Here is a 21892-nt window from a genome sequence, read left to right on the forward strand (position 1 = left end):
TGGCCATTCTTGACGGTCCGTTCGGAGGTGCAGTCAGGGCAGGGCAGCATAGGCATCGTTGCGTAGCTTCTTAATCACCCTAACAAATTCATCATTACCTCTAGAGTTCTACCCATTGTTGAAAGCGCTGATGGGCGGCTGGTCGAGTAGTCTACTCTCGATACCCACCACTTTAGTGTAGTGATAGAATCACGATCCCAGCGTAAGCCGATCCTACAGGGTGGCTGCGGGGAGCGGGGACTAAAAGAACTGGTAAGCTGTAGCGCCAGTTGTGAGGAGGTTGGGTTGGCTTCTCCCTTTCCTGGTATGGACCCTTACTTAGAGCATCCGGAGATTTGGCCGGGGGTTCACCTGCTGCTGATTGCCGCTTTAGCCGAATCATTAGGCCCGCAGTTGCGACCTAAGTATTCGGTTTCGGTAGAGGTGCGCATGTACGAGACCAGTGGTGATCAGGCGCTGCTGGTGGGCATTCCTGATGTAGCGATTCAGAGGGCTAAGCCGCAGACTGAGGTGGTGCCGACTGCTGTGGCTGTAGCTCCGTCGCCTCAACCAATTCAGGTGAGGGTGCCAATGCCGTTGACGGTGCGGCAGGGGTATTTAGAGGTGCGCGAGGTAACGACTAAAGAGGTAGTGACGGCAATCGAGTTACTGTCGCCAATTAACAAGCGATCGGGCCGAGGGCGGCAAACCTATGAAAGCAAGCGAGAGCAAGTACTTAGCAGCGCAACTCATTTTGTCGAGATTGATTTGCTGCGAGCCCATGAACCGATGGAAGTGTTTGGAATTGAGGGGCAGAGTGATTATCGAATTTTGTTAAGCCGTAGTGAGCAAAGGCCGATCGCAAGTCTCTATGCGTTTAGCGTGCGCCATGCTATTCCAACGTTTTCGCTGCCGTTGCGTGAGGGCGACCTAGAACCTACGGTTGACCTACAGGGGTTGCTGACTGAAATTTACGATAGGTCGGGCTACGACCTGAAGCTAGACTATAGGGTAGAACCCGTGCCACCCCTATCTGAAGCCAATGTAGATTGGTCTCGTAATAGGACGGGAATAAGTCCCTTATAAGTAGTTTCTTGTTCTAGCTTGTCGGCGATCGCGCGCAGGGCTAAGGCTTTGACTTGGGCGACGGCCTGCTGCTGGCTAGCAGCATAGACTAGAGCACCAGGGATCTCTAGAATTTCGGCAATCCAGCGACCTTCTTCTTCTTGCTCAGTTTCTATGGTGAAGTTGGTAGAAATCTAGTTGCTCATGGTGAAGGAATCACCTCAGAGGTTGATTGCACCATTATAGGTTGGGGGCAGCAGCGGGTCTAAAGACTTCAAAGCACTCCGATTTCTTCAAGAAGTCGGGGTGCTTTGGGTCGTAAGCTTAAAGCGTGAGTGCCAGTCGTTAAGCTGCCGTGCGGCGACGGGGACGCTTGCGATCGGATTTTTTCTTGTAGCCGACTGACTGGGCTTCGTGGCTGTCGGGGCCAAATGTACCCCGTACATTGGCTTTCATGGCCATTACGCCATTGTGGAAGTCCCACTCGGCTTGGCGGGCTTCGTCGGCAGCCGCTTTGGCCAGGGCTAGCATTTCGGTTTCTTTTTGCTGCTTGGCCTGCATGGCTTTTAGATTAGCTTGCAGCACCTCGGCGGAAGCTTCTGGGCGACGGGCGGTGTACTCTCGGACGGCGGCAAGCCCTTCGTAGGCTTCGATATCTTGCAGTATGGAGCGGGTTGGTAGACGGCGGCTGGTATCAACAATAGCCATGGTGGTTACCTCATTGTGTTTAGGAGTTTGGTGTTTTTTGAGTTTTTGGCTTTAAGGTCGGATTTTCAGGAATTTTGGGCCGTAGAACTGCAAACTCAGCTCTTTTACCGGTACGGCGTAGTCTTATGAGGTAATGCTGCCCGGTGGGCTTGCGATCGCACCAGAAACAGGAGGTTTTTGCTAAACCTCGGCCAAATGGCGGAGGGAAACTAGCAAACGCAGGGCAGAGAGATTGCTGTAGCCTGTCCGAGAGCTAAGTTGCGGGGTGAAATTGCTAAACAGCTGTGCCACTTTAACGATCAGCGGGCTGTGTTTAACGATCACAAGGCGCTGATCGTTAAACAGCTATGCCAGTTTGCTAAACAGCTGTGCCACTTTAACGATCACAGAGCTGTGTTTAACGATCACAGGGTGCTGATCGTTAAACAGCTGTGCCAATTTGCGTTTAGCGACCGGGTGCCTGTTGTCTTGGCCCAAGACTTTGCAGGGCAACAGCAGGCACTCGGTCTCTTTGGGAGCCGCTACTCAATGAGTAGGGTCTTGGTCATGATCACCATCCATTGGTTGGGGTGGTCGGTTGCTGCGGTACTGCTCGGGGGCACGGGGATGGGGTCGCTCCAGTCGTTGGGGTTGGCGTAGCCGAGGAAATGAAGGATTTTGATGGTGCGATTCTCCGTTCCGGAGACGCTTCGCGAACGATGGCTACCAAACTGCCGTAGAGCAGGTGGCGCACTTTCTCGGGGGTTAGAGACTGAGTTCCTTTGTTTTTGGCCCCAGAGTTGGGTGGCAGCGGTAGGGAGCCGGGTTCTGAGTTGTCGCTGGCGTCTGGTTCGAGATATTCAAACATCGGTTCTGTTTCCTTTTTTGGTTGCGGTGAGCAAGCCCTGCCTCCCGCAAGGGGTGGAAGGGTGAGGAAAACAGAACGCGAAAACCCTAGCCACCCGCAGTTGACGTGCAAACTGGAGTGACTAGGGTACGATCTCCCTAGCCTCGCAATCTGCCCACGAGATTTGCGGGGTTAGCTGTCGGTTGGTGTTGGTAGCACCTTCCGGCAGCGCCAAAGTTTTCGAGTTCTGTGTAACAACCGCTCTGGGCGAACGGCTTAGTGGACTAATGTACTTGTACAAAAGCAACTCGTCAACCGTAGTGAAAAGGCGTGAGGAGAATCGCTTTCCTTATTCGAGCAATTAGGGGGTTGGGGTACTGACATTGGCAGATGCTGAATAAACCCTAAACCGGGGATATTATCCAGCACCTTTGCCGGATAACAACCTCAATCTCCATGCTTAACCCTCAAATCTACTGGATAACATCCCGAAATACCGGACTTATCCGACAGATTTAATGTTTAATTCCTTAAGAACCAGGTGTTGTCCTGCAGATCTAACGGATAATGCCGAGAGTGGAGGGTCTTATCGAGCGGATCTGACACTTGATACATAGTTGGACGGCAAAGGGCGGTAGTTTCGGAAAGACCGTACATTAGTGATCAATGAGGTTGAGAGTCACGATATGGGCTTTTCGAGACAAGAGATTGAAGAAGAGCTTGAGCATAAACGCCAGATTTTGCGTGCATTGATTCGGCGGCGGCGTCCATTAGAGTTACAAGTAGCCCAAAGAGGTCTTAGTACGCCTCCTGAAATATTTACTGAAATTAGCACCTTAAGTGAGCAGATTCATATACAGGAAGATGAGATGGCTCGGCTTGAGACATTGGCAGCCGAGGGTCAAATTTCAATAGTTGAAGCTGAGTATAAAGTAATGGTTGCCAAAGCATGGGATACGCAACGAGGGAAGCCAACACTGACAGGATCTGCTGAACTAGAACTACTACGGCTCAGAATGGGAATAGTTCCTGAAAAGGCATATCAGATTGAAAATGAAATTCGCGTTGGATTAGCAGAGGAGGCATTTTCTAACCTTGATACTGATTTTTTTGAACGACTTCCTGTTAAGCCGGAACCGAAGAGAATTGAAGCCCAAAAAGTATATGAACCTACGTCAGAGTATAATAATTCCGGTCGAGATCAAATTAGCAATATCATTCAGGGTGAGATTCATATAAGCAGCCTTAGCATTTCTCATTCTCGCTTTTTTCCGGGATCAGATGATCCATTTGAAGGCTCTTTACGAGTCATAGGTCGATCTATTCGGCTAGATCACCTAACAGCATTACGTTTATTTCTTGTGGTTTTGCCTCCAATCTATCGCCTCGACATAGAGGAGTTTGGGAAGCAATTAATTCGCGCTAATAGGGTATGGAATTATCAGGCTGATCGAGAAGTATTTGACTATTTCCTTAATAATCTTGCTAGTGAATTAGAAAATCAAGAATCAGTGATTTGCGTGGAGGATGTTTAACATGGACAATCATCGTCAGCATCTTGAGAAATTACGAATTGCTAATCAGCGGCGTCTTCAAACTCTAGAGTTACAGTCTGCTAGTTTTGGCATATCTGTCCCTCCACATGTAGCTACGGAAATTGAAGATATTAGGAATGAGCTTTTTTCGATTGATAAGCAACTTGCTAGTTATAGTGCGCCTGTAAAAATATCTTCTACCCGATCAATTTTTTCAATATTATTTTTATCTTCTGATCCGAAAAATGCTTCTCGATTAAGGTTGGCTGAAGAATTTAGAGAAATTCAAGAGAAGTTACAATTAGCTCAATTGCGAGAGAAATTTGAACTACACGAGCGAGGATCACTTCGCCCTGTAGATATGAGTCAAGCATTACTTGATATAAACCCACAGTTCGTTCATTTTTCGGGTCATGGTACAGCTAACAACGAACTATGTTTCGAGAATCAATTGGGTGAGGTTCATGTTATTAAACCTGATGCTTTGGCAGCATTATTTGAGCAGTTTTCTAATCAAATAGATTGTGTAATTCTAAATGCTTGCTACTCAGAAGAACAGGCGAATTCTATTGCTAAACATATTGATTATGTCATTGGGATGGAGAAAGCGATTGGTGATAAAGCAGCTATTGCTTTCTCTATTGGTTTTTATCAGGCTCTAGGAGCAGGTCGAACGATTAAAGAGGCTTACAAGCTTGGGTGTGTACAAATTAGACTGCAAAATATTGATGAGCATTCAACACCAGTTTTAATAAAAAGAGCGCAAACTTAGTCGTGAGCGCAATCGCAAATCTCCTGTAGGTTGGATTGACGAAGGAAACCCAACAATCTCAGCGACAGGTGCCGGGTTTTCTCTCAAGAGAGACGCTTCACGAACGCTAGCCCAACCCAACCGATTCACCAATTCCACGAAGAGCCAAGTACAGAGGTCTTTTATGAATGTTCCATTTTCAGGTGGCTGTGCTTGCGGTGCCGTGCGCTATGAGTGTCACAGTACGCCTCTGGCAATGCTGAATTGTCATTGCAGTGATTGCCAACTATCCAGCGGAGCACCGTTCGCATCTGGCGTAGTCGTATCAACAAAGTCCATCAAAGTCACCGGCTCGCCAAAAGAATATTCTGTTCGCGCGTCAAGTGGCTCTCAGACAACGCGAAGCTTCTGCTCGAACTGCGGTAGTCCCTTGTTCACAACCGGCGAAGCGATGCCAGATTTCACATCCATACGCTTTACAACGTTTGACGACCAAAGCGATTTTGCCCCTGCGCTAGACATTTGGACATCAAGCGCAGCCTCCTGGGTTTGCCTAAATGAGGACTTGCCACACTTTCCGCAGTCTCCCTCACCGGACACACAATCGTAACTATATATGTTTGGTTAGTCCAATGGTTCGTCATACTCCTAAAGAGGTATTTCTTAGAAAATAAAGAATTCTCCTAGGTCAGAGCCAATTTTTTCAAAAATCTATTAAACTTGCCTCTGAATGTTGAAAAGAAGCTCTGAGGGCAAAAAACCGAGAGATTATCAATTAACGAAGTATCCATATTTCTTCTAAATACTTCTAAATTGTGTCAATTCAAAGATGACGTTGCCTCTAAAATTAAGGAAACAAGTAAATTAGAGCGTCATTTCATGCCAGTTCAACTACTGGTTTTTTGGGCAGGGGTGCATACCTTCCCACGCTATTTATGTCGCTCATGCAATCATGCAAATTATCCTCATCAGTATTGGTACTGCTATTGTTCTGCTGGCATTGGCAGATATTTTTCTGACCGTGTTGCATCCCCGGTCTGACAGTAGTCTCTTGAGTATCCCAGTTGCGAGAGCCGTCTGGTGGCTATTTCTCCGCATTGCTCCGCTCAAGAAACGACGCGATCGCTTCCTGTCCTACGGTGGTCCTACTATCATTGTCACAATTGTTGGCGTATGGGTGCTGCTGCTGCTGGTCGGGTTTGCTCTAATTGTTTGGCCTGCCCTCGGCACCACGATTCAAGTGAAAGAGGGAAAGTCTCCAACAGACTTTTTCGCCGCTGTTTACTATGTAGGCTTTGCTCTAACAACCCTAGGTACAGGAGATTTCACTCCTCAAACGTCATTCCAGCGATTATTGCTTGTTCTGCAAGGCATATTGGGTTACTCAGTGCTGACCCTGACCCTTTCCTACGTCACCTCGATTTATAGCAATCTCACTAGCCGCAAGTCATTTGCCCTCAGTTTGCATCACGGCACCGCTGATACTGCTAACTCCGCAGAACTTTTAGCTCGTTTAGCCGCAGACAACAATATCAATACTCTAAATCAGGATATTTCGGAAACTGCCCAAAATTTGATGCAGCTGCTGGAATCTAATAAATCCTATCCAGTGCTGCTCTACTTCCGCTATCCTCAAGACTACTATGCTCTGCCCCGCATCTTGTATCTCACAATGGATGTGGCAACCCTGGTTGGCAGTGCTTTAGATCAGAAAAAGTACCGCGCTATTATACGTTCAGCAGGTGCGGCAGAACTTTGGTTTGGTAGTAAGCATCTACTGGAAGAAATCTGTCATACCCTCCTACCTCGCGTTCGAGTTCATTCCCAGGAGCTGCAAGAATCTCGATGGCGGAAGCATTACTACCAGGCATTAGAACGTTTGAAAATGGAAGGCATTTCAATCACTGATGATCCGGAAGCAGGCGTTGAATCCTATGTCTCCATGCGTCGTCAATGGGCAGCACATTTAGAGAAATTGACAAAGTATATGGCCTATGAACCTGAGCAAATATTTCCCAATCTGTCGCGCACCATGATGAATGACAATAGTCCTACACTCTTTGACCCAGGAAATTACCCCTTCAAATCCTGACAGAAGGGGCAGTTTAATTCGACTTCCTTCCCTTAGTTCTGATGCTCTCAAAAGCAGAGTTCAAAATCATTGAGCAGACAAAGAAAATGCAAATAAAGGGGCAATCACGAACTCAACTGAGTTGCCACTGCTAAAGTAACAAAACAACTGGATTACCTCCATAGGGCTGCCCCTTTCAAAGCTCCTTATCTTGAGGCTTACACACCTATCTCTGTTCCTCTCGCTATAGTTGCTGCATAGCGGCTGTAGCGAGGACCTCAAAATGACCGATCGCACTCGGCCTGATAACAACGCAACACCGCCCGGCGAAATTCCCGCTGCCACAGAGCACCCTCCTAAAACAGGGGTAGAACTTGTCACCCATTAGGAAAAATTGGGGTCAGTTGGTTCCTGACTTGGATATCACTGACATTCAGGAACATGCACACAGGTTGCGTGATCAGGCTAAAGACCGAAAGCGGGCTAGATATCAAATATATCGAGTTGATCTAACTTCACCATCTTTGACTAGGTTAAAACTTTTTGAATGGCCATCCAAGATGAAAACTCATTAAAAGTTGAAGTTGAATTCGGTACGTCTAGGTTCCGTAGCACTAAGGTTATTTATATCCGGAGCAAATCCTTAATCAGTCCTTAATGACAAGCAGGAACCTTTTAGCTCGTAAAGGAATCAAGATTACCCTGATCATCTTGATGTCAGTGGGACTAACGATTGCCTCTTTGCGCTACAAACAGCCTGCTCATTGTAAAACAATTTGCACAGATGCTCAATCCTGCCAAATTGGGCAGTGCATGTTTGGCGAACAAAAGGCAGGCTTTCCCCTGCCCTTTGTTCAAGATGCAGAAGGCGGTTCACCCACAAGTGGTTGGGGCAGGGTCGGGCCAGAAGATTATTTCTATGCGGATCTTGGGGCATTCGCCCTGAATGTTGCCTTTTACAGTCTTACCCTATGGCTGTTTCAAAGGTTGCTTAAAGGGCTTTTTTCGTCGTTTCAGGCCTAATTCAGCATCAAGGGTGCATTGCTAAATAAGCCTCTTACTCAAACTTCCTATCTCTATCGAGTCACTATGAAATCTAACGTGCTCTGTGCCAAACTTCTCCTCCTGGCCGCCCTGCCCGCTCTTGGGATGCTCACCCCGAAACAAGCGATCGCCCTACCCGCTCCCGATGTGCAAGCCAGACTACTGTCAGACATCGCCTTCCAATATGCAAAGCTGGGTGATTCGCAACAGGCAACCACTATTTCTGAGCAGGCACTAGAGGCCGCAGAGGCAATGGAACCCTGCTTCAAAGCAAATTCTTTGGCAAAGGTGGCAGGTAGCTATTGGCTGAGCGGACAGGAGGCAGAAGGCAAGCGCCGGGTTACAGAGGCCGTTGAAACCGCCCGTGCTCAAGGGGCAACCGGATGTAGCAGCAGTGCCACCTCTCCGACCGAATCGTTAATGAACCGCGCTATAGAATTGTCCGATGAGGGACAGTTTGAGTTAGCGATCGCGCTAGCTAGTGGGATGGGTGACCCAAATGCCCTGTCGGAGATTGCAGCTGATTTGTTGAACGTAGGACAATCTCGGCGAGCGGACGAGCTACTAAAGGAAGCGATCGCCCAAGCGCAAACGATTAAGGAAGCGATGGCCCAAACGCAAAATATTGACAATGCCTATTACCAAACGCAAGTGTTGAATAGGATGGGCATGAATCTGACTCTAGCAGGGCATCCTGAACCGGCAAAGGCGGTACTGGAACAGGCCATTCTGAGTGCGGCAACCATAGATACCGAAGACCCCGAAACGGCTTCGTTACAGGGAAGTGCTCTGCTTTGGACGGCACGACAGTTTACGGAGTTAGGCGCAGATGATCGGGCGATCGCGCTTCTCGATCAAACCGTTCCCAAAATTCGCAACCGTTCCGCAGACCCGTTTCCCCTCGACAAAGTGAGTCAGCTTGTTGAGGCGGCGCTCCTTTACCAGCGGGCAGATTCGAATGATAAAGCCGTGGCGATACTGGCAGAAGCCTATCAGTTTGGGAAAGCCATCGTCCCCGATGCCAGCTACGGGCAAGCCGATGCGGATGCGCTGGGCCGAGTAGCTGTTGGCTATGCCGAAATCGGCGATTTCGAACGAGCCATGCAGATTGTTGAAGAAATTCAACCGACCAGCTATCGACAGGCGGCACTGGGAAATATGGCAAGCGCCTATGCCGCAGCAGGCAATTTAGAGGCGGCAGTCGAACTAGCGCAGTCGGACCCCAACCGTAACGGTGTGATGATCGGCATCGTCAGACACTATTTGCAGGAAAAGCAGCCGGATCAGGCATGGCAGTTTGCCCAAGCACAGCAGGTCAAGGGTATTTTGTCAGAGGTGGCAGTCGGGTATCTCGATGCAGGACAGCCTGAGCAGGCCTTGCAACTCGTTCAAACTGGCAATCTTGAGGGATTTATGCCGGACATCGTGCAGGGCTATGCTGCGTCTGGGCAACCGGAGCAAGCCATGCAGCTGGCTCAGAGTGAAGAAATCCCATGGATGCTGCCTGCAGTGGTGGAGGGATTTGCTCAGCAGGGGCAGTTCGACACTGCTTTGCAAACGGCGCAATCCATTGCTGATCCGATGCATCGAGCACAGGCGTTGATTGCGATCGCTCGTGCATATACTGAGCCGCAGGCTAAGGCACCAGGGCCGCAGTTCGCAATGCAGATACAGGATTGGGTTGTAGGGCTGTTTGGTACCTCCGATCGGGAAAGGGCGGCTGAGGTATTAGTACAGGCCGTGGAAGCAACTCAGTCTATCTCCTCAGCGCAATGAGGGATATGGGAGTTTAGCGTGTGGGCGGCAAGATTGCTCACTCCGCCCACCGCTTAAACTTGCCCTGGCTTAGTCATTAGTAAGTATAGGGAGACGCGATCGCAGGAGCACTGCGCGGTAGAAATTTAGTCGAGAGTGGTGCAATAGAGCATAGCTGTAGGTTGGGTTACTCTGCGAGCAGGCAAAGCCTACATGCGCTCAACCCAACCTACAGACTGAAACATCTCAACTGGGTTATGGCACGCGAGATATTTCAGACGCATCTTTGGATCTATAGCGATCGCAGACTACTCTTCTGTCTCAATGGGCAAGGTCAGGTTGAACTGCTCTCTGGGCGCAGGCTGTTCTTCGCGCAGTTCAATGCGGTTGCCGTCAAACCGTAAGCGGGTTTCTGGCTGAGGCTGTTCTTCGATTTGAAGATTCAGCTGATTCCCGTCAGTCGATAGGCGAGGGCGCAGCTCGGGGTCGCGGTCTCCTCCGAGGTCAAACTCAACTTGATCCCCCAGCTCAATGATTTGGGCCATCGCTGCTGGAGACACGTTTAAAGCTGCCACACCCAAAACGGCGAGGCTGAGCAAAATTTTATTCAGATGATTCATAGCAAAATCTCCTCCGAGTAACATTTTCGTAAATAGTTTGCCAAGAGAAAATCGTTTTGTCTTCCCTCAGAGGGGAAGGATCAATAGGTAATGCTGCCTGCGATCGCCTCGCCTTTGCCCAGACAGCCTATTAGGGGCGTTTGACTTAAATTCTCTCTATCTTTCGGCTGAGTTCCTTGCCTCCAGCGCTCTCGCTATAGTGATGGGTGGCGGCTGTTGAGAAAATCCGACTATGACTGAACGCGATCGACCGATGGCGACGCAACATCGCCCACCGAAACTCATGTAAGGGGCAATCCCTGTTCGAGCAAGGATTATTTTCATAAGCAAATCTGCGCGATTGCTTTGAGGCCAAACGAGACGATGCTTATCCCTACTACAATGCGTTGCTCACTAGTCTCAATAGCTTTTGCAATGCCCTCGAACTCAGTTATCGACACGAGCAGACTCAGTAAACTCCCGCATTCCTCAATTGGTTTCCCCCGCCTACAGCTATCAGCTTGGCGCTACCATTCATCTGAAGTTTTGAAGTGCATCTAGCTCCCCATGAAGCAAGTTTTCTCTAACGAAACGGCGATACAGATTTCGCAGTTTTCACCCACAGATGTCAGCTCCACTGTTGATGTCGCAAACCTCTCTGGACCGCTCCAACGCATCAGCGTCACTATCAATTTAGTTCACACCTACACCAGCGAGCTGCAAATTTCTCTCATCGCCCCCAGCGGAGCCTCTGTCTTGCTGGTCGGCAATGCGGGTGGCAGCGGCGACAACTTTTTTGATACTACCTTTGATGATGGGGCCGCAATACTTATCAGCCAGGGTGCCGCGCCATTTCAGGGGTCATTTCAGCCCCAGCAGCCTTTGTCTACCTTAATAGGCAGTGACCCCAACGGCACCTGGACGCTACAGATTCAAGACCAGACCTTTTTAGACAGAGGATTTCTCAACCACTGGTCTTTGGCGGTGGTGGTTGGTAATCAATCATCGATGCCGCCGACCCCGTCTGATTTTTCCATTCAGCTTCGCTTTTTAGGGGGGCTAACGGCTACCCAACGCGCCGTCTTTGAAGTTGCTGCGGCCCGGTGGTCAGAAATCATTATTGGAGATTTGCCCAGCGCCGTAGTCAACGGAGAAACCATCGACGATGTCTTGATTGAAGCACGCGGATTGTCGCTCGATGGCCCCAACGGGTTGCTGGGCCGGGCCGGGCCGACCCGCCTACGCAGCGGTTCTAGGCTACCCATCACCGGAGTGATGGAGTTTGATATCGGCGATTTAGCTCGCCTAGAGGCAGAGGGGGGTCTGCTCGACGTGATTATTCACGAGATGGGCCATGTGCTTGGGATTGGCACCATTTGGCAAATTCAGAATCTTCTCGTGGGGGCCGGGTCGGCCAACCCGACCTATGTCGGTCAAAACGGAATGCGAGAATTTTCAGCGCTGATCGGGGCCCAGGGGATGACGCCTGTACCGCTGGAGAATACGGGGGGTCAGGGTACCCGAGATGGCCACTGGCGAGAAACCGTGTTTGGCAATGAGCTGATGACGGGCTTTTTGAATGTGGGGCCAAATCCGCTCAGTCGTTTAACGGTGGGTTCGCTAGAAGACCTGGGCTATGCGGTGAACTATACTGCCGCAGATGCTTACACCCTGCCATCGGCGCTGGCCCTGGCGGTGATGGGAGTGCACACGGCGGGTAACTATGGCCGTCGGCAGTGCCGCATGTGCGATGCTGGCATTTTAGGCACTCATACGCTGCCGCAGGTAGAAACCCAATGAGCGCGGTCATTATCACCGCTTCGGGCCACTACCATTTTCACCACGTTGCTGCCGATGGGATGCGGCCTGACAGGGTCACACTTACAACCTCGCTATAGTGAAGGCATGGCTGCTGTGAGGCTTGACAATGACCCAGCTTGATCAAACCGAAGGCCAATCACCTTTCCCTGTTGTCAACAACAGCGATCGCGCCGCTATTGAAGCCGCCGCTGATAACGCATCTGCGATCGGCGGTGGCCTACCGATCATTCAATATTGGGCGCAAAAGACACTGTCGCCCCAGGGGCCGCAGATTTGGCAAACGCTGTTCCACAAAAGCGCCTGTCTATCATGCGCCTGGGGCACGGGCAGGCAAAACGGCGGCTTTATCAACGAGTTAGAAGAACCGCTCCAGCGCTGCATGAAAAGCGTGCAGGCCATTTCGTCGGAGCTGCAACCCGGCCTGAGCGACCATTTCTTTGCTCGCCACACCATCTCAGAACTGCAACAGCTCACCTCCCGCGAGGCCGATCGCCTCGGTCGCTTGAGCTTTCCGGTGATTCATCGGGCCGGGTCTGACCACTATGAACCGATTAGCTGGGAGGAGATCTACCAGCTCACCACCGCTGGTTTTTCGCTGCCGCCAGAGCGGGTGGCCTCTTACAGTTCGGGGCGATCGTCCAACGAGGCCGCCTTTCTGTTGCAGCTGATGGTGCGAGCCTTGGGCTCCAACAACCTGGCCGACTGTTCTGACCTGTGCCACGCCCCCTCAACGGTCAGCTTAAATAAGGTATTTGGCACGAGCACTTCGCTAGTCAGTCTGGAGAGTCTGCGCCAGGCCGACTGTGTGGTGCTGGTGGGGTCGAATGCCCCCGCCAACCACCCCCGGCTAATGAATGAGCTGATTGAACTGCGCGATCGCGGCGGCAAAGTTCTCGTCATTAACCCGGTCAAAGAGGTGGGCCTGGTCAAGTTTGGCTCCCCAGCGCATCCGCTGCGGCTGGTGCAGGGCGAAGAGATTGCCTCGCTATTTTTGCAGCCGATACCGGGCAGCGACCTGGCCCTGTTTGTGGGCATTCAAAAGGTGCTGCTAGAGCGGGGCTGGGTGCAGTTTGACTACCTCAAGGCCCACACCGAGAACTGGCAAGCGGTAATTGAGCAGGTAGCCGCTACCGGGTGGGAAGCGATCGTCGCCACCTGCGGCGTGACGCTGACGGAGATTGTCGCCGCTGCGGAGATGATTCACAGCTGTCAGAATGTGGTCTTCGCCTGGGCCATGGGCATCACTCACCAGGCCAACAGCGTCGACAACATCTTCAGCATCGCCAACACCGCCCTGATGACCGGCAACATCGGCAAGCCCGGTGCGGGCATGATGCCCATTCGCGGCCACTCCAACGTGCAGGGCTTTGGCTCCATGGGGGTGACGGCCCACCTCAAAGACAGCATTCGCGAGGCGCTAGAGAAACTACTGGGCAAATCGCTCAAGCGAGAACCGGGCTACGATGCCCGCGCTTTGATTGAGGCGAGCGATCGCGGCGAAGTCGATACCCTGCTGTGTCTAGGGGGCAACCTCTACGCCGCCAACCCCGATCTGACCCAGGCTAAGCGCGCCCTGGGCAACATTGACACGATCATCTATCTAGCCACCAAGCCCAACCAGGGCCACTTCCACGGGCTGGCGCGGCAAAATACCATCATCGTGCCGGTCTATGCCCGGTTCGAGAACCCCCACAAGACCACCGTCGAGTCGGGCAACAACTTTGTGCGGTTCAACAGCCCCGGTAAAACTCACTTAAAAGAAGCCGACCTGGTGACGGAGATCGACTTTTTGGCGGAGCTGGCCCACCGTCTTCACGGCGACCAACCCATTGACTGGCGACGGCTACACGACACCCGCTATGTGCGCCAGCTCATTGCCCAAACCATTCCCGGCTACGAAAAAATTGGCGAGATTGACGACACCAACGCCGAGTTCACCATTAATGGACGCATCTTTCTAGAGCCAACATTCCCCACACCCTCGGGGAAAGCCGAAATGCAGCCGACGCCGCTGCCTACCCTGACACTGCCTACATTGCAAGACTTTGGCCTGTCTGCTGCCCAGCCCGCTTTGGTGCTGGCTTTGATTACCGGGCGCAGCTACGGCCAGCACAACACCGTGGTTTATAAGGAAGCCGATAAGTATCGGGGCATGCCCCACCGCCACTGCATTCTGATGCACCCCGACGATGCTCAGCGGGCAGGCTTTAGCCAGCACCAGCGGGTGAGCGTGCGGGGGGATGCGGGTCAGCTCGACGGCATTGAAATTATTTTTGGGGAGGTGCGATCGGGCGCAGCGCTGATGTTTTACCCCGAGGCGAATGTGTTGATGAAGGCACGAATTGAGCCAAGGGCTGGGACTCCTGCTTATAAACGGGTGCCTGTGGCGATCTTTGCAGGAGCTGTGTAGAGGAGGTGCGGGCCAAAATCCCAAGCTGAATGGCGCTGGGTGGGTGGTGGGCAGTGCCCACCCTACGTTCTACAGGCGGTCTTTGTTTTTGCTGCGGACGCGATCGTAGAGGCTTTCCATCGCGGCGATAAACGAGTTGTCGCGGCTCCAAAAGGCGGGGAAATCGCCCTGCTTTTTGACTAGAATTGCCGGAATAGCCGACGGCGTGGCCGACTCATTGGTCTGGGGCAGGCGCTTCTCTCCCTGCCAAAACTCCTTTAGACTGGGGGCCGACGCTTCAACGGTCTGGGGCTGGGTGTAGTAGTGCTCTACGGGGTCAGGCGATCGCTGCTGGGCCGAAAGCTCTGCCGAGAGCGCTTTCCCCAGGGGTGATTTGGCCAGTTCGGCTTTGAACTCTTCCCTGGGTAAGCCCCGCAGCTCGAACAACAGGAAGGGATCGCGATCGAGTTCGGCGGCGATCAGGTAATAGACTCCGGCGATGTGTTTGCAGGGGTTGCTGTGGTCGGGGCAGGAGCACTCGGTCTTGAAGTCTTTGTCGCTGGCGGGCAGCAGGTTCAGCCCCAGGGTCTTAAAGCTGTCCTCGATGTTGTAGGGAATTTCGTTGAGCAGCAGCCGGGAGATCAGGCTGGCTTTGGAGGCGATGAGGGCGATCGCAGCCACCCACTTAGCTTTGCTGACCGGTGCAAAGTCGATGATGGTAGTGTACGTCGGTTCTGTCGTTACCCCAAAATAGGGGTTCACGGATCCGCGCACTTTGGCCGTAACCAATCCTCCGTTAATCTCAAAGCTTTTGACTTTGCCGCCGCTGGCGTAGGAGCGCCCCCGCTGCAACCGGCCCGAGTCGGTGAGGCACTCGATCGCAGCGATAAAGTTCTTTCCCCACCAGGTGCGGCTAAAGTTTGCCATCGCTGGCCTCCAGTGCTGGTTTTATTTTAGGTCGAGCCTATGCACAGGGCAAAAAATCAGAATTTAGAGTGGCTTTGAGGCTAAAGGGAAATGTAGCTACCAAACGACTTGGCAGTCGTAACTTTTGAAGATGCTATCACGGCTGACTATCGCCGTAGATTCAACGCGACCTTGGGCAATGAGCAAGCGGTCAAACGGATCTCGATGGTGTTGAGGTAGTTGCTCTAGCGCCAGAATATGAGGCAGAGTGATTGTCAACAACTCCATGCCGTTTGCCTGATGGTGCTCTACGAGATCTAGTAGGGGCATGTTTAGATTGAGTTTGCCAAGCTGCGTTTTGATTTGAATTTCCCACAGCGACACCAGGCTTAACAGCAGTTGTGACTGGCGTATGAGTTGGAGGGTTGCTGGTGGAATCAAATCGGGTTCTCTATCCCACCAGATGAAGGTGTGGGTGTCGAGGAGGAGTTTCATGATTCTCCCAGCCAAAACTCGTCTGGCAGGGGCGCATCAAAATCGTCAGCCATCCAATAGGGAACATCTTTGTGCAGTCCAGGTGTAGGCTCTTTGATAGCTACAGATACCCTCTGCCGAAGGAAGGTGGCAAAGTCTAAAACAGCTTGCTGCTCTGCCGGGTTGAGTGAGCGTACCTGCTCTAGCAAGGCTTGTTCAAGGTTCACAATATCCCTCTGGTATGACGGTGCTGCCTCAATTATGGAAGATGTCCAGGGTATCAATCCATGATGGCGCTTTTGTTGAGGGCGATCAGTTGTTTGAAGGCGTCGTTGTCTAGCTCCGTTAGCCACGATTCGTCGGCACTGACGATCGCCCCCGCCAGCTTTTTCTTATCCTCAATCATCTGATCAATGCGTTCTTCGAGGGTGCCGATGGCGACGAACTTGTGGACGAAGACATTTTTCTTCTGGCCAATGCGGAAGGCACGATCGGTGGCCTGGTTTTCGACAGCAGGGTTCCACCAGCGATCGAAGTGGAAGACGTGGTTGGCCTGGGTGAGGGTGATGCCCACCCCGGCGGCTTTTAAAGACAGCACAAAGATAGCGGGCTCGGTGTCGGGGTCTTGAAATGCAGCAATCATTTGCTCGCGCTTTTTGCGGTTGGTGCCGCCGTGGATGTAGTAGGTGTTGTAGTGGCAGGTGTGGCGCAGGTGGTGTTCTAGAGCGTCGCCAATCTCGCGAAACTGGCTGAAGACCAGGGCGCTTTCGCCTTCGGCCACCACTTCGTCGAGCATGGCAAGCAGGCGGCTAAGTTTGTGCGATCGCTCCGGCGAGAACTCGCTATTGTCCTGCAAAAACTGGCGGGGGTGGTTACAGATTTGCTTTAGCTTGGTCAGGGTGGCGAGAATGAGCCCCTGGCGCTGGATGCCCTCGCTGGTTTCGAGCTGTTCGGTGACGTCCTTGAGCACCGCTTCGTAGAGGGAAGCCTGCTCGGGGGTGAGGTTGCAGAATAGCTTTTGCTCGACCTTGTCGGGCAAGTCTTTGATGATTGACTGGTCGGTTTTGAGCCGCCGCAGAATAAAGGGTTCCACCAGCTTTTTGAGGATGGTGGAGTGGGTGGAGCTGTTTTCTTTTTGGATGGGTAGCTCGAACTGCTTGCGAAACTGGGTCTGGGTACCCAAATAGCCCGGGTTCAGAAAGTTAAAAATCGACCACAGATCCATTAGGCGGTTTTCGACTGGGGTGCCGGTGAGGGCGAGGCGGTGGTTGGCGTTGAGCTTGAGAATGGCCTTGGTCTGGGCGGTTTTGGGGTTTTTGATATTTTGGGCTTCGTCGAGCACAATGCGGTGCCAGGTGACGCCCTCCAGCAGCTTGACGTCTTTGCGGGCCAAGGTGAAGGAGGTAATCACCAGATCGTGTTTGCGGCAGAGGGCTTTGAAGGCTTTGGTGTCTAAGCTGCGATCGCCCCCGTGGTGCACCACCGCCCGCAGGTGCGGCGCGAACTTTTCGATCTCATGAAACCAGTTGCCCACCACAGAAGTTGGCGCAATCAGCAGCGTGGGAGGAATCGGTTGGGACGGTTCCTCTCGCTCTTGAATCAGGCGAGCGATCACTTGAATGGTTTTGCCCAGGCCCATGTCGTCAGCGAGGCAGCCATTTAGGCCCAGGTTTTCGAGGTAGTGTAGCCAAGAGAGGCCGCGCTTTTGGTAGTCGCGAAGATTGCCCTGGAGCTGGTCGGGGTTGGGGGTGAGTTCGAGGCGAGTTTTGTCGCTGAGCTGGGTGAGCATGGTGGCTAGGGCGTCGTCGCGATCGAACTCCACTTCCAGGCTGTCGTCAGTCTCGCCGCTGGTCAGGCGCATAAAGTCGAGCAGGCTCATTTCGGGGTTTTCCGCCTGCTGCTGCTGCCAAAACTCCAGCATTTGCTGCATTTTGTCCTGGTCTAGCTCCATCCACTGGCCGCGAAACTTGACCAGGGGCGACTTGGCGTTGACTAGCTGCTGCCACTCTTGCTCGGTGACGGGCTGGTCGCCGATCGCCAGGTCGTACTGATACTGCACCAGGGTGTCGTAGGAAAAGTAGCCCTTAGATTTATCGCTGCCGCCGAGGGATTTGCCCTTGGCCCGCAGCCGCACCTTGGCCCGCTGGCGACCTTTGGGCGTCCACCAGGCAGGGACGATGACTTTGTAGCCCGCATCTTCTAGCACCCAGGCGGATTCTTTTAGAAAGGTGAAGGCGGTATCGAGATTGAGGTGGATTCCCACAGGCTGGTCCGTCTCTAGCCCGTGCCACAGGTCGGGGTAGATGCGGGCGGCGTAGCCCAGGTTCATGAGCAAATGCTGCTCAAAGTCGTCTCCGAGCTGGGCTCTTACCTGGGCCTGCTGCTTGGGACGCATGCGCCAGTAATCATCCAAAGAGACTTTGAGGGATGGGTCGTCTTTGGGGGCGACTTGAAATTGAAGCTGCCACGGATCTTCTGGCTTGAACGGGTCTTGCAGGTGAAAGTAGAGATAAAAGGTTTGGTCGGTTTGGGTGCGCACGATGCGATCGCGCCATCCCTGCCACTGCTGATACCGCTCCAAATCTATTGCCGATTTACCAGGAGCCTTAACCTGCAAGCAGTCCTGAATCAGCGTATTCTCAACGGTTTTAAGGTAACTCTGGGGGATATTGGTACCCCGCACTAGGTCGGTCACGAAGCACTCAGAAAAGTGGCGGAGTAGAGTTTTGCGATCGTAGAAGGTGGGTGTGGCTGGTGGTTCCCCAAACCCGGCGACGCAGAGCAGGGGCATGTAGTCGACATAGGTTTGCAGATCGTCGTTGTAGCGATCGCCAATAATTTCCCAGCCCGGATAAATCTCAAACCCTGCCTCTGACGTTGCTTTTTGCTTTTTGGTTGCCTTCGCCCCCGCCGCGTTGCGTTGGGTAGATGCTTTGGCAGCCGCAACTTGCCGATACTTCAAAGCTGGGATGTACTGATCGCGCAGGATCACCTGCTTAAAAGCCTGGGTGTAGTGATACCAAAACAGCAGATCGGCCCCCATTTGCACCTCCGCCAGGTTGTAGACGGCGAGAAAGTGCAGATTATTCAGCAGGCCAACTAGGTCGGCGAGCACGGGCTGGTAGCAATCGATCTGCCAGTACTGCCAGTCGAAGCTATCTGGGATGTCTATTTCTAAATAGCGCGATAGCTCCAGGGAGGGAAGCGGCTCACCGTCCACCGTGGGGAGCAGAAAGGTGGGGGGAGTGATGGAATCGGCTAGGGGGCGGCGATCGAGCGACTTTAGCCCCAATTCATCGGTGAGCAGGGGCACCAGGTCAGGTTCGGGCAGGTGAAACGGATGGGCCTGGGGCGACAGCTTGCGGCGACTCTTCTGCCCGGTTTCGACCCACAGGTAAAAAGCTCCCGTCTGCACAAAGTCGGTGGCGGGCTGAGGTATCCAGGTGCCGTGAAGAATTTGCATCATTCCATCCCGACAGTAGTGCGATCGGCCTAGGCCAACCCATTTCAGCCCTGGCAAGGACGATTAACCGTCTCGTTTTAACGAACATGGTAATGCTTACGTTTTACCACGGCAGCCTTAAAAGCGTAGGAGGCCGATTCAATCCATTAAGATCTAACCGCAGATGCTACGGATAGACCTATGCTTACCTTCCTCAATCGATTCAAGCTGCTTTGTTTAGCCTTGTGCTTGGGTGCCCTGACCCTGCTGGCCCGCCCCGCCTTTGCCGATGCGCTCACTGCCCAGGCTGACTTGATTGACAACAGCGGCAACGCCATCGGCACGGTGCAGGTCGAGCAAGGGCACAAAGGGGTATTGGTGAATCTTAAGGCCAAGGATCTGCCCCCTGGTTACCACGGCATGCACTTTCACGCTGTGGGCGACTGTTCGGATCTAGCGGCATTTAAATCGGCGGGTGGGCACGTAAACCCCTTCAACCAGCCCCATGGGTTTCGCAACCCCGATGGCCCCCACGAGGGCAACTTACCTAACCTGGTGGTTGCTGCCGATGGTACCGTTGAAGTCGAGCTGTACAGCGACATCGTTGCCCTAGACTCTGGGGCCGCCAAACTGCTGGATGACGACGGTACAGCGCTGATTATCCACACTGATAAAGATGACCACTATTCGCAACCTATTGGGGGTTCGGGCGATCGCATTGCCTGTGCGGTGATCAAGTAAGCTTTAGCGCGGGTCTGTGGGCTAAAGCGGCAGTGGTGGAGCGATCGCGCTTCGCCGCCAGAGGCCGCCGCGGCCTACAGTCCTTCTACCAGCGTTGACATGCCAATATTGGGGTTTCGGGTTGCGATCGCGCATAACAGTAGTCGCAGTCAACCTTTTGCTTCCCAGCCGCCATCATCTCTACCAACAGTTTCGCCAGAGAGTCAGAAAGGATAGGGAACCGATCAGCGAAACGCCTAGTCTAGGGTGAGAAGATGCAGGCTCAACGGCAATGGCAAATGAAAACCAAGTCACTTTGCTCAGGCAAGGGAGCGAGGTCTGGAATGCCTGGAGAAAAGAGAATCCCAGAATTGAAATATCCCTCTGGTTCGAAGACCTCAGCGATGCCGACCTCAGCGGTGCCGACCTCAGCAACGCCTACTTCAGCAACGCCTACTTCAGCAACGTCAACCTGAGCAACGCTAACCTCAGCAACGCTAACCTCAGCAACGCCAACTTGAGCAACGCCAACTTGAGCAACGCTAACCTCAGCAACACTAACCTCAGCGATGCCGATCTCAACAACGCCAACCTCAACGATGCCGCCCTCAGCTACGCCGCTCTCAATAGGGCCAATCTCAGCCACGCCGTCTTGAGCAACGTCGATCTCAGCTATGCCGATCTCAGCCATGCCAACCTCAGCAACGCTAGCCTCAGCAAAGCCTACTTAATCAACGCCAACCTCACCATGGCCAACCTGAGCAGTGCCGACTTGAATAAAGCTAATCTCAGCAACGCCGACCTCAGCAACGCCAACCTCAATGCATCTCAAATTCTCTATGCCAATCTCACGCAGACGAAACTCACGGGAGCCTGTATAGCCGACTGGCAAATCGGTAGCTCAACTGTTCTTGAGAACGTCAAATGTGATTACATTTTTCGCACCTATGATCAGCAAACTGGGCAATTCTCCAGTCGTCTTCCCATAGACCCTGCAAGCACCTTTGCTCCAGGCGAATTTACTCAGCGATTTCAAATTATTGCCAGTGCGCTAGAAACTATCGACATCACTCTGACAGAGGGTATCGATTGGCAAGCCTTTTTCCAATCCTTCCAAGAGCTGCGAGACAGTCGCTCCGATGAGGACATCTCAATTCAAGGTATGGAGAGCAAGGGAAATGCCTTTGTCGTTCGATTGGAGGTCAGAGCCGAGGCCGATAAAGCGGCTATTGAGACAGACATTAAGCAACGCTATGCCTATCAACTCGCTGCCCTCGAAGCCCAGTATGAGCAAAAACTGCGCTTGCAAGGAGCCCATCTAGAAGACATTAGAGATTTTCTGAGCTTTGAGCGACAAGAACGAACTCGATTATCAAAGGTTGTAGAAACAATGGCTAACGAGCAGAAAGTTCCCAAATATGACATGCGCGGCGCTCAGTTTGCGGGCGGGTTTGCCGAAACTGTTCAAGGTAATAATGTCGGCGGAATCATCAACAACTACGGTCAAAACGCCGATGAGGTTGTTCGACTCATAACGTCTCTTCGTCAACTGTCTGAAGCGTTTCCAGAAGAGCAAAAAGCAGATGTTTTAATGGAGTTGGATGATCTAGAAAGCGATCTCAGTAAGCCAGAACAAGAACCAAAGCGCGTCGGCAAACGACTGCAACGCCTAATCGCGGCAGGGACAGCCGCCGCCACCCTCGCTGGTGGAGCCGCTACCTTTTCTGGCAACGTCAACGAGTTCACAGAGAATGTGTTTGAACTTGGCGAGAGAATTGGTTTGACTAGAGAGGTCATGCAGCCCTAG

General features: G+C 52.4%; 19 protein-coding genes. 11 read left to right on the forward strand and 8 right to left on the reverse strand.

The window, feature by feature from the left end; genetic code table 11:
- The first annotated feature begins 285 nt into the window (after positions 1-285).
- Positions 286-1065: a DUF4058 family protein gene (locus tag H6F75_RS16385; RefSeq protein WP_190753543.1), complete on the forward strand. Its 780-nt coding sequence runs from the start codon at positions 286-288 to the stop codon at positions 1063-1065.
- On the opposite strand, the gene H6F75_RS28850 is transcribed toward H6F75_RS16385, so the two are convergent.
- The 3 genes from H6F75_RS28850 to H6F75_RS16395 all read right to left on the reverse strand — a co-directional run bounded on the left by H6F75_RS28850 (position 984) and on the right by H6F75_RS16395 (position 2599).
- The gene (locus H6F75_RS28850; RefSeq protein ID WP_347710679.1) at positions 984-1238 is read right to left on the reverse strand and encodes a type II toxin-antitoxin system HicB family antitoxin; all 255 of its coding nucleotides are present in this window, start codon (positions 1236-1238) and stop codon (positions 984-986) included. The genes H6F75_RS16385 and H6F75_RS28850 overlap by 82 nt on opposite strands.
- Before the next feature lie 151 nt (positions 1239-1389).
- The gene (locus tag H6F75_RS16390) at positions 1390-1752 is read right to left on the reverse strand and encodes a hypothetical protein (RefSeq protein ID WP_190753544.1); all 363 of its coding nucleotides are present in this window, start codon (positions 1750-1752) and stop codon (positions 1390-1392) included.
- A 550-nt stretch (positions 1753-2302) separates the two neighbouring features.
- Positions 2303-2599 (reverse strand): hypothetical protein, encoded by a 297-nt coding sequence (locus H6F75_RS16395; protein ID WP_347710664.1) that lies wholly within the window; start codon positions 2597-2599, stop codon positions 2303-2305.
- 665 nt (positions 2600-3264) lie between these two features.
- On the opposite strand from H6F75_RS16395, the gene H6F75_RS16400 reads away from it, so the two are divergent.
- The 6 genes from H6F75_RS16400 (at position 3265) to H6F75_RS16425 (ending at position 9755) form a co-directional block, all read left to right on the forward strand.
- Positions 3265-4113, forward strand: a complete 849-nt coding sequence (locus H6F75_RS16400; RefSeq protein WP_190753545.1) for a hypothetical protein — start codon at positions 3265-3267, stop codon at positions 4111-4113.
- A gap of 1 nt (position 4114) precedes the next feature.
- A complete protein-coding gene (locus H6F75_RS16405; protein ID WP_199303984.1) occupies positions 4115-4885 on the forward strand; it encodes a CHAT domain-containing protein in 771 nt (256 codons plus the stop codon).
- Positions 4886-5120: 235 nt separating this feature from the next.
- Complete coding sequence (locus H6F75_RS28855; RefSeq protein ID WP_279308311.1) at positions 5121-5474, forward strand: GFA family protein; 354 nt, start codon at positions 5121-5123, stop codon at positions 5472-5474.
- Between the two features lie 342 nt (positions 5475-5816).
- Complete coding sequence (locus H6F75_RS16415) at positions 5817-6956, forward strand: potassium channel family protein (protein WP_190753548.1); 1140 nt, start codon at positions 5817-5819, stop codon at positions 6954-6956.
- A 636-nt stretch (positions 6957-7592) separates the two neighbouring features.
- Positions 7593-7958, forward strand: coding sequence for a hypothetical protein (locus H6F75_RS16420; protein WP_190753549.1), 366 nt, complete (start codon positions 7593-7595; stop codon positions 7956-7958).
- A 66-nt stretch (positions 7959-8024) separates the two neighbouring features.
- Complete coding sequence (locus H6F75_RS16425; RefSeq protein WP_190753550.1) at positions 8025-9755, forward strand: hypothetical protein; 1731 nt, start codon at positions 8025-8027, stop codon at positions 9753-9755.
- Between the two features lie 287 nt (positions 9756-10042).
- Here the strand turns inward: H6F75_RS16425 and H6F75_RS16430 are convergent, their stop codons facing one another.
- Positions 10043-10354: a hypothetical protein gene (locus H6F75_RS16430; RefSeq protein WP_190753551.1), complete on the reverse strand. Its 312-nt coding sequence runs from the start codon at positions 10352-10354 to the stop codon at positions 10043-10045.
- A 546-nt stretch (positions 10355-10900) separates the two neighbouring features.
- Between H6F75_RS16430 and H6F75_RS16435 the strand changes: the two genes are divergently transcribed.
- Both H6F75_RS16435 and H6F75_RS16440 read left to right on the forward strand, forming a co-directional pair.
- Entirely contained in the window at positions 10901-12133 is a 1233-nt protein-coding gene (locus tag H6F75_RS16435; RefSeq protein ID WP_190753552.1) for a proprotein convertase P-domain-containing protein, read from the forward strand.
- Between the two features lie 127 nt (positions 12134-12260).
- The gene (locus tag H6F75_RS16440; RefSeq protein WP_190753553.1) at positions 12261-14564 is read left to right on the forward strand and encodes an FdhF/YdeP family oxidoreductase; all 2304 of its coding nucleotides are present in this window, start codon (positions 12261-12263) and stop codon (positions 14562-14564) included.
- 69 nt (positions 14565-14633) lie between these two features.
- Here H6F75_RS16440 and H6F75_RS16445 read toward each other — a convergent pair whose 3' ends face one another.
- The 4 genes from H6F75_RS16445 to H6F75_RS16460 all read right to left on the reverse strand — a co-directional run bounded on the left by H6F75_RS16445 (position 14634) and on the right by H6F75_RS16460 (position 19386).
- Positions 14634-15470: an SWIM zinc finger family protein gene (locus H6F75_RS16445; RefSeq protein ID WP_190753554.1), complete on the reverse strand. Its 837-nt coding sequence runs from the start codon at positions 15468-15470 to the stop codon at positions 14634-14636.
- A gap of 96 nt (positions 15471-15566) precedes the next feature.
- Positions 15567-15944 carry a type II toxin-antitoxin system VapC family toxin gene (locus H6F75_RS16450; RefSeq protein WP_190753555.1) on the reverse strand — a complete coding sequence of 126 codons (378 nt, stop codon included), beginning with the start codon at positions 15942-15944 and terminating at the stop codon, positions 15567-15569.
- Positions 15941-16150 (reverse strand): DUF2281 domain-containing protein, encoded by a 210-nt coding sequence (locus tag H6F75_RS16455; RefSeq protein ID WP_199303985.1) that lies wholly within the window; start codon positions 16148-16150, stop codon positions 15941-15943. The genes H6F75_RS16450 and H6F75_RS16455 overlap by 4 nt, the downstream gene beginning before the upstream one ends.
- A 53-nt stretch (positions 16151-16203) precedes the next feature.
- Positions 16204-19386, reverse strand: a complete 3183-nt coding sequence (locus H6F75_RS16460; RefSeq protein ID WP_190754152.1) for a DEAD/DEAH box helicase — start codon at positions 19384-19386, stop codon at positions 16204-16206.
- A 180-nt stretch (positions 19387-19566) separates the two neighbouring features.
- On the opposite strand from H6F75_RS16460, the gene H6F75_RS16465 reads away from it, so the two are divergent.
- Together H6F75_RS16465 and H6F75_RS16470 are read left to right on the forward strand one after the other, a co-directional pair.
- Positions 19567-20106 carry a superoxide dismutase family protein gene (locus tag H6F75_RS16465; RefSeq protein ID WP_190753556.1) on the forward strand — a complete coding sequence of 180 codons (540 nt, stop codon included), beginning with the start codon at positions 19567-19569 and terminating at the stop codon, positions 20104-20106.
- Between the two features lie 271 nt (positions 20107-20377).
- Positions 20378-21892: a pentapeptide repeat-containing protein gene (locus H6F75_RS16470; protein ID WP_190753557.1), complete on the forward strand. Its 1515-nt coding sequence runs from the start codon at positions 20378-20380 to the stop codon at positions 21890-21892.

The sequence above is a fragment of the Nodosilinea sp. FACHB-131 genome (assembly GCF_014695395.1).
GTDB lineage: Bacteria > Cyanobacteriota > Cyanobacteriia > Phormidesmidales > Phormidesmidaceae > Nodosilinea.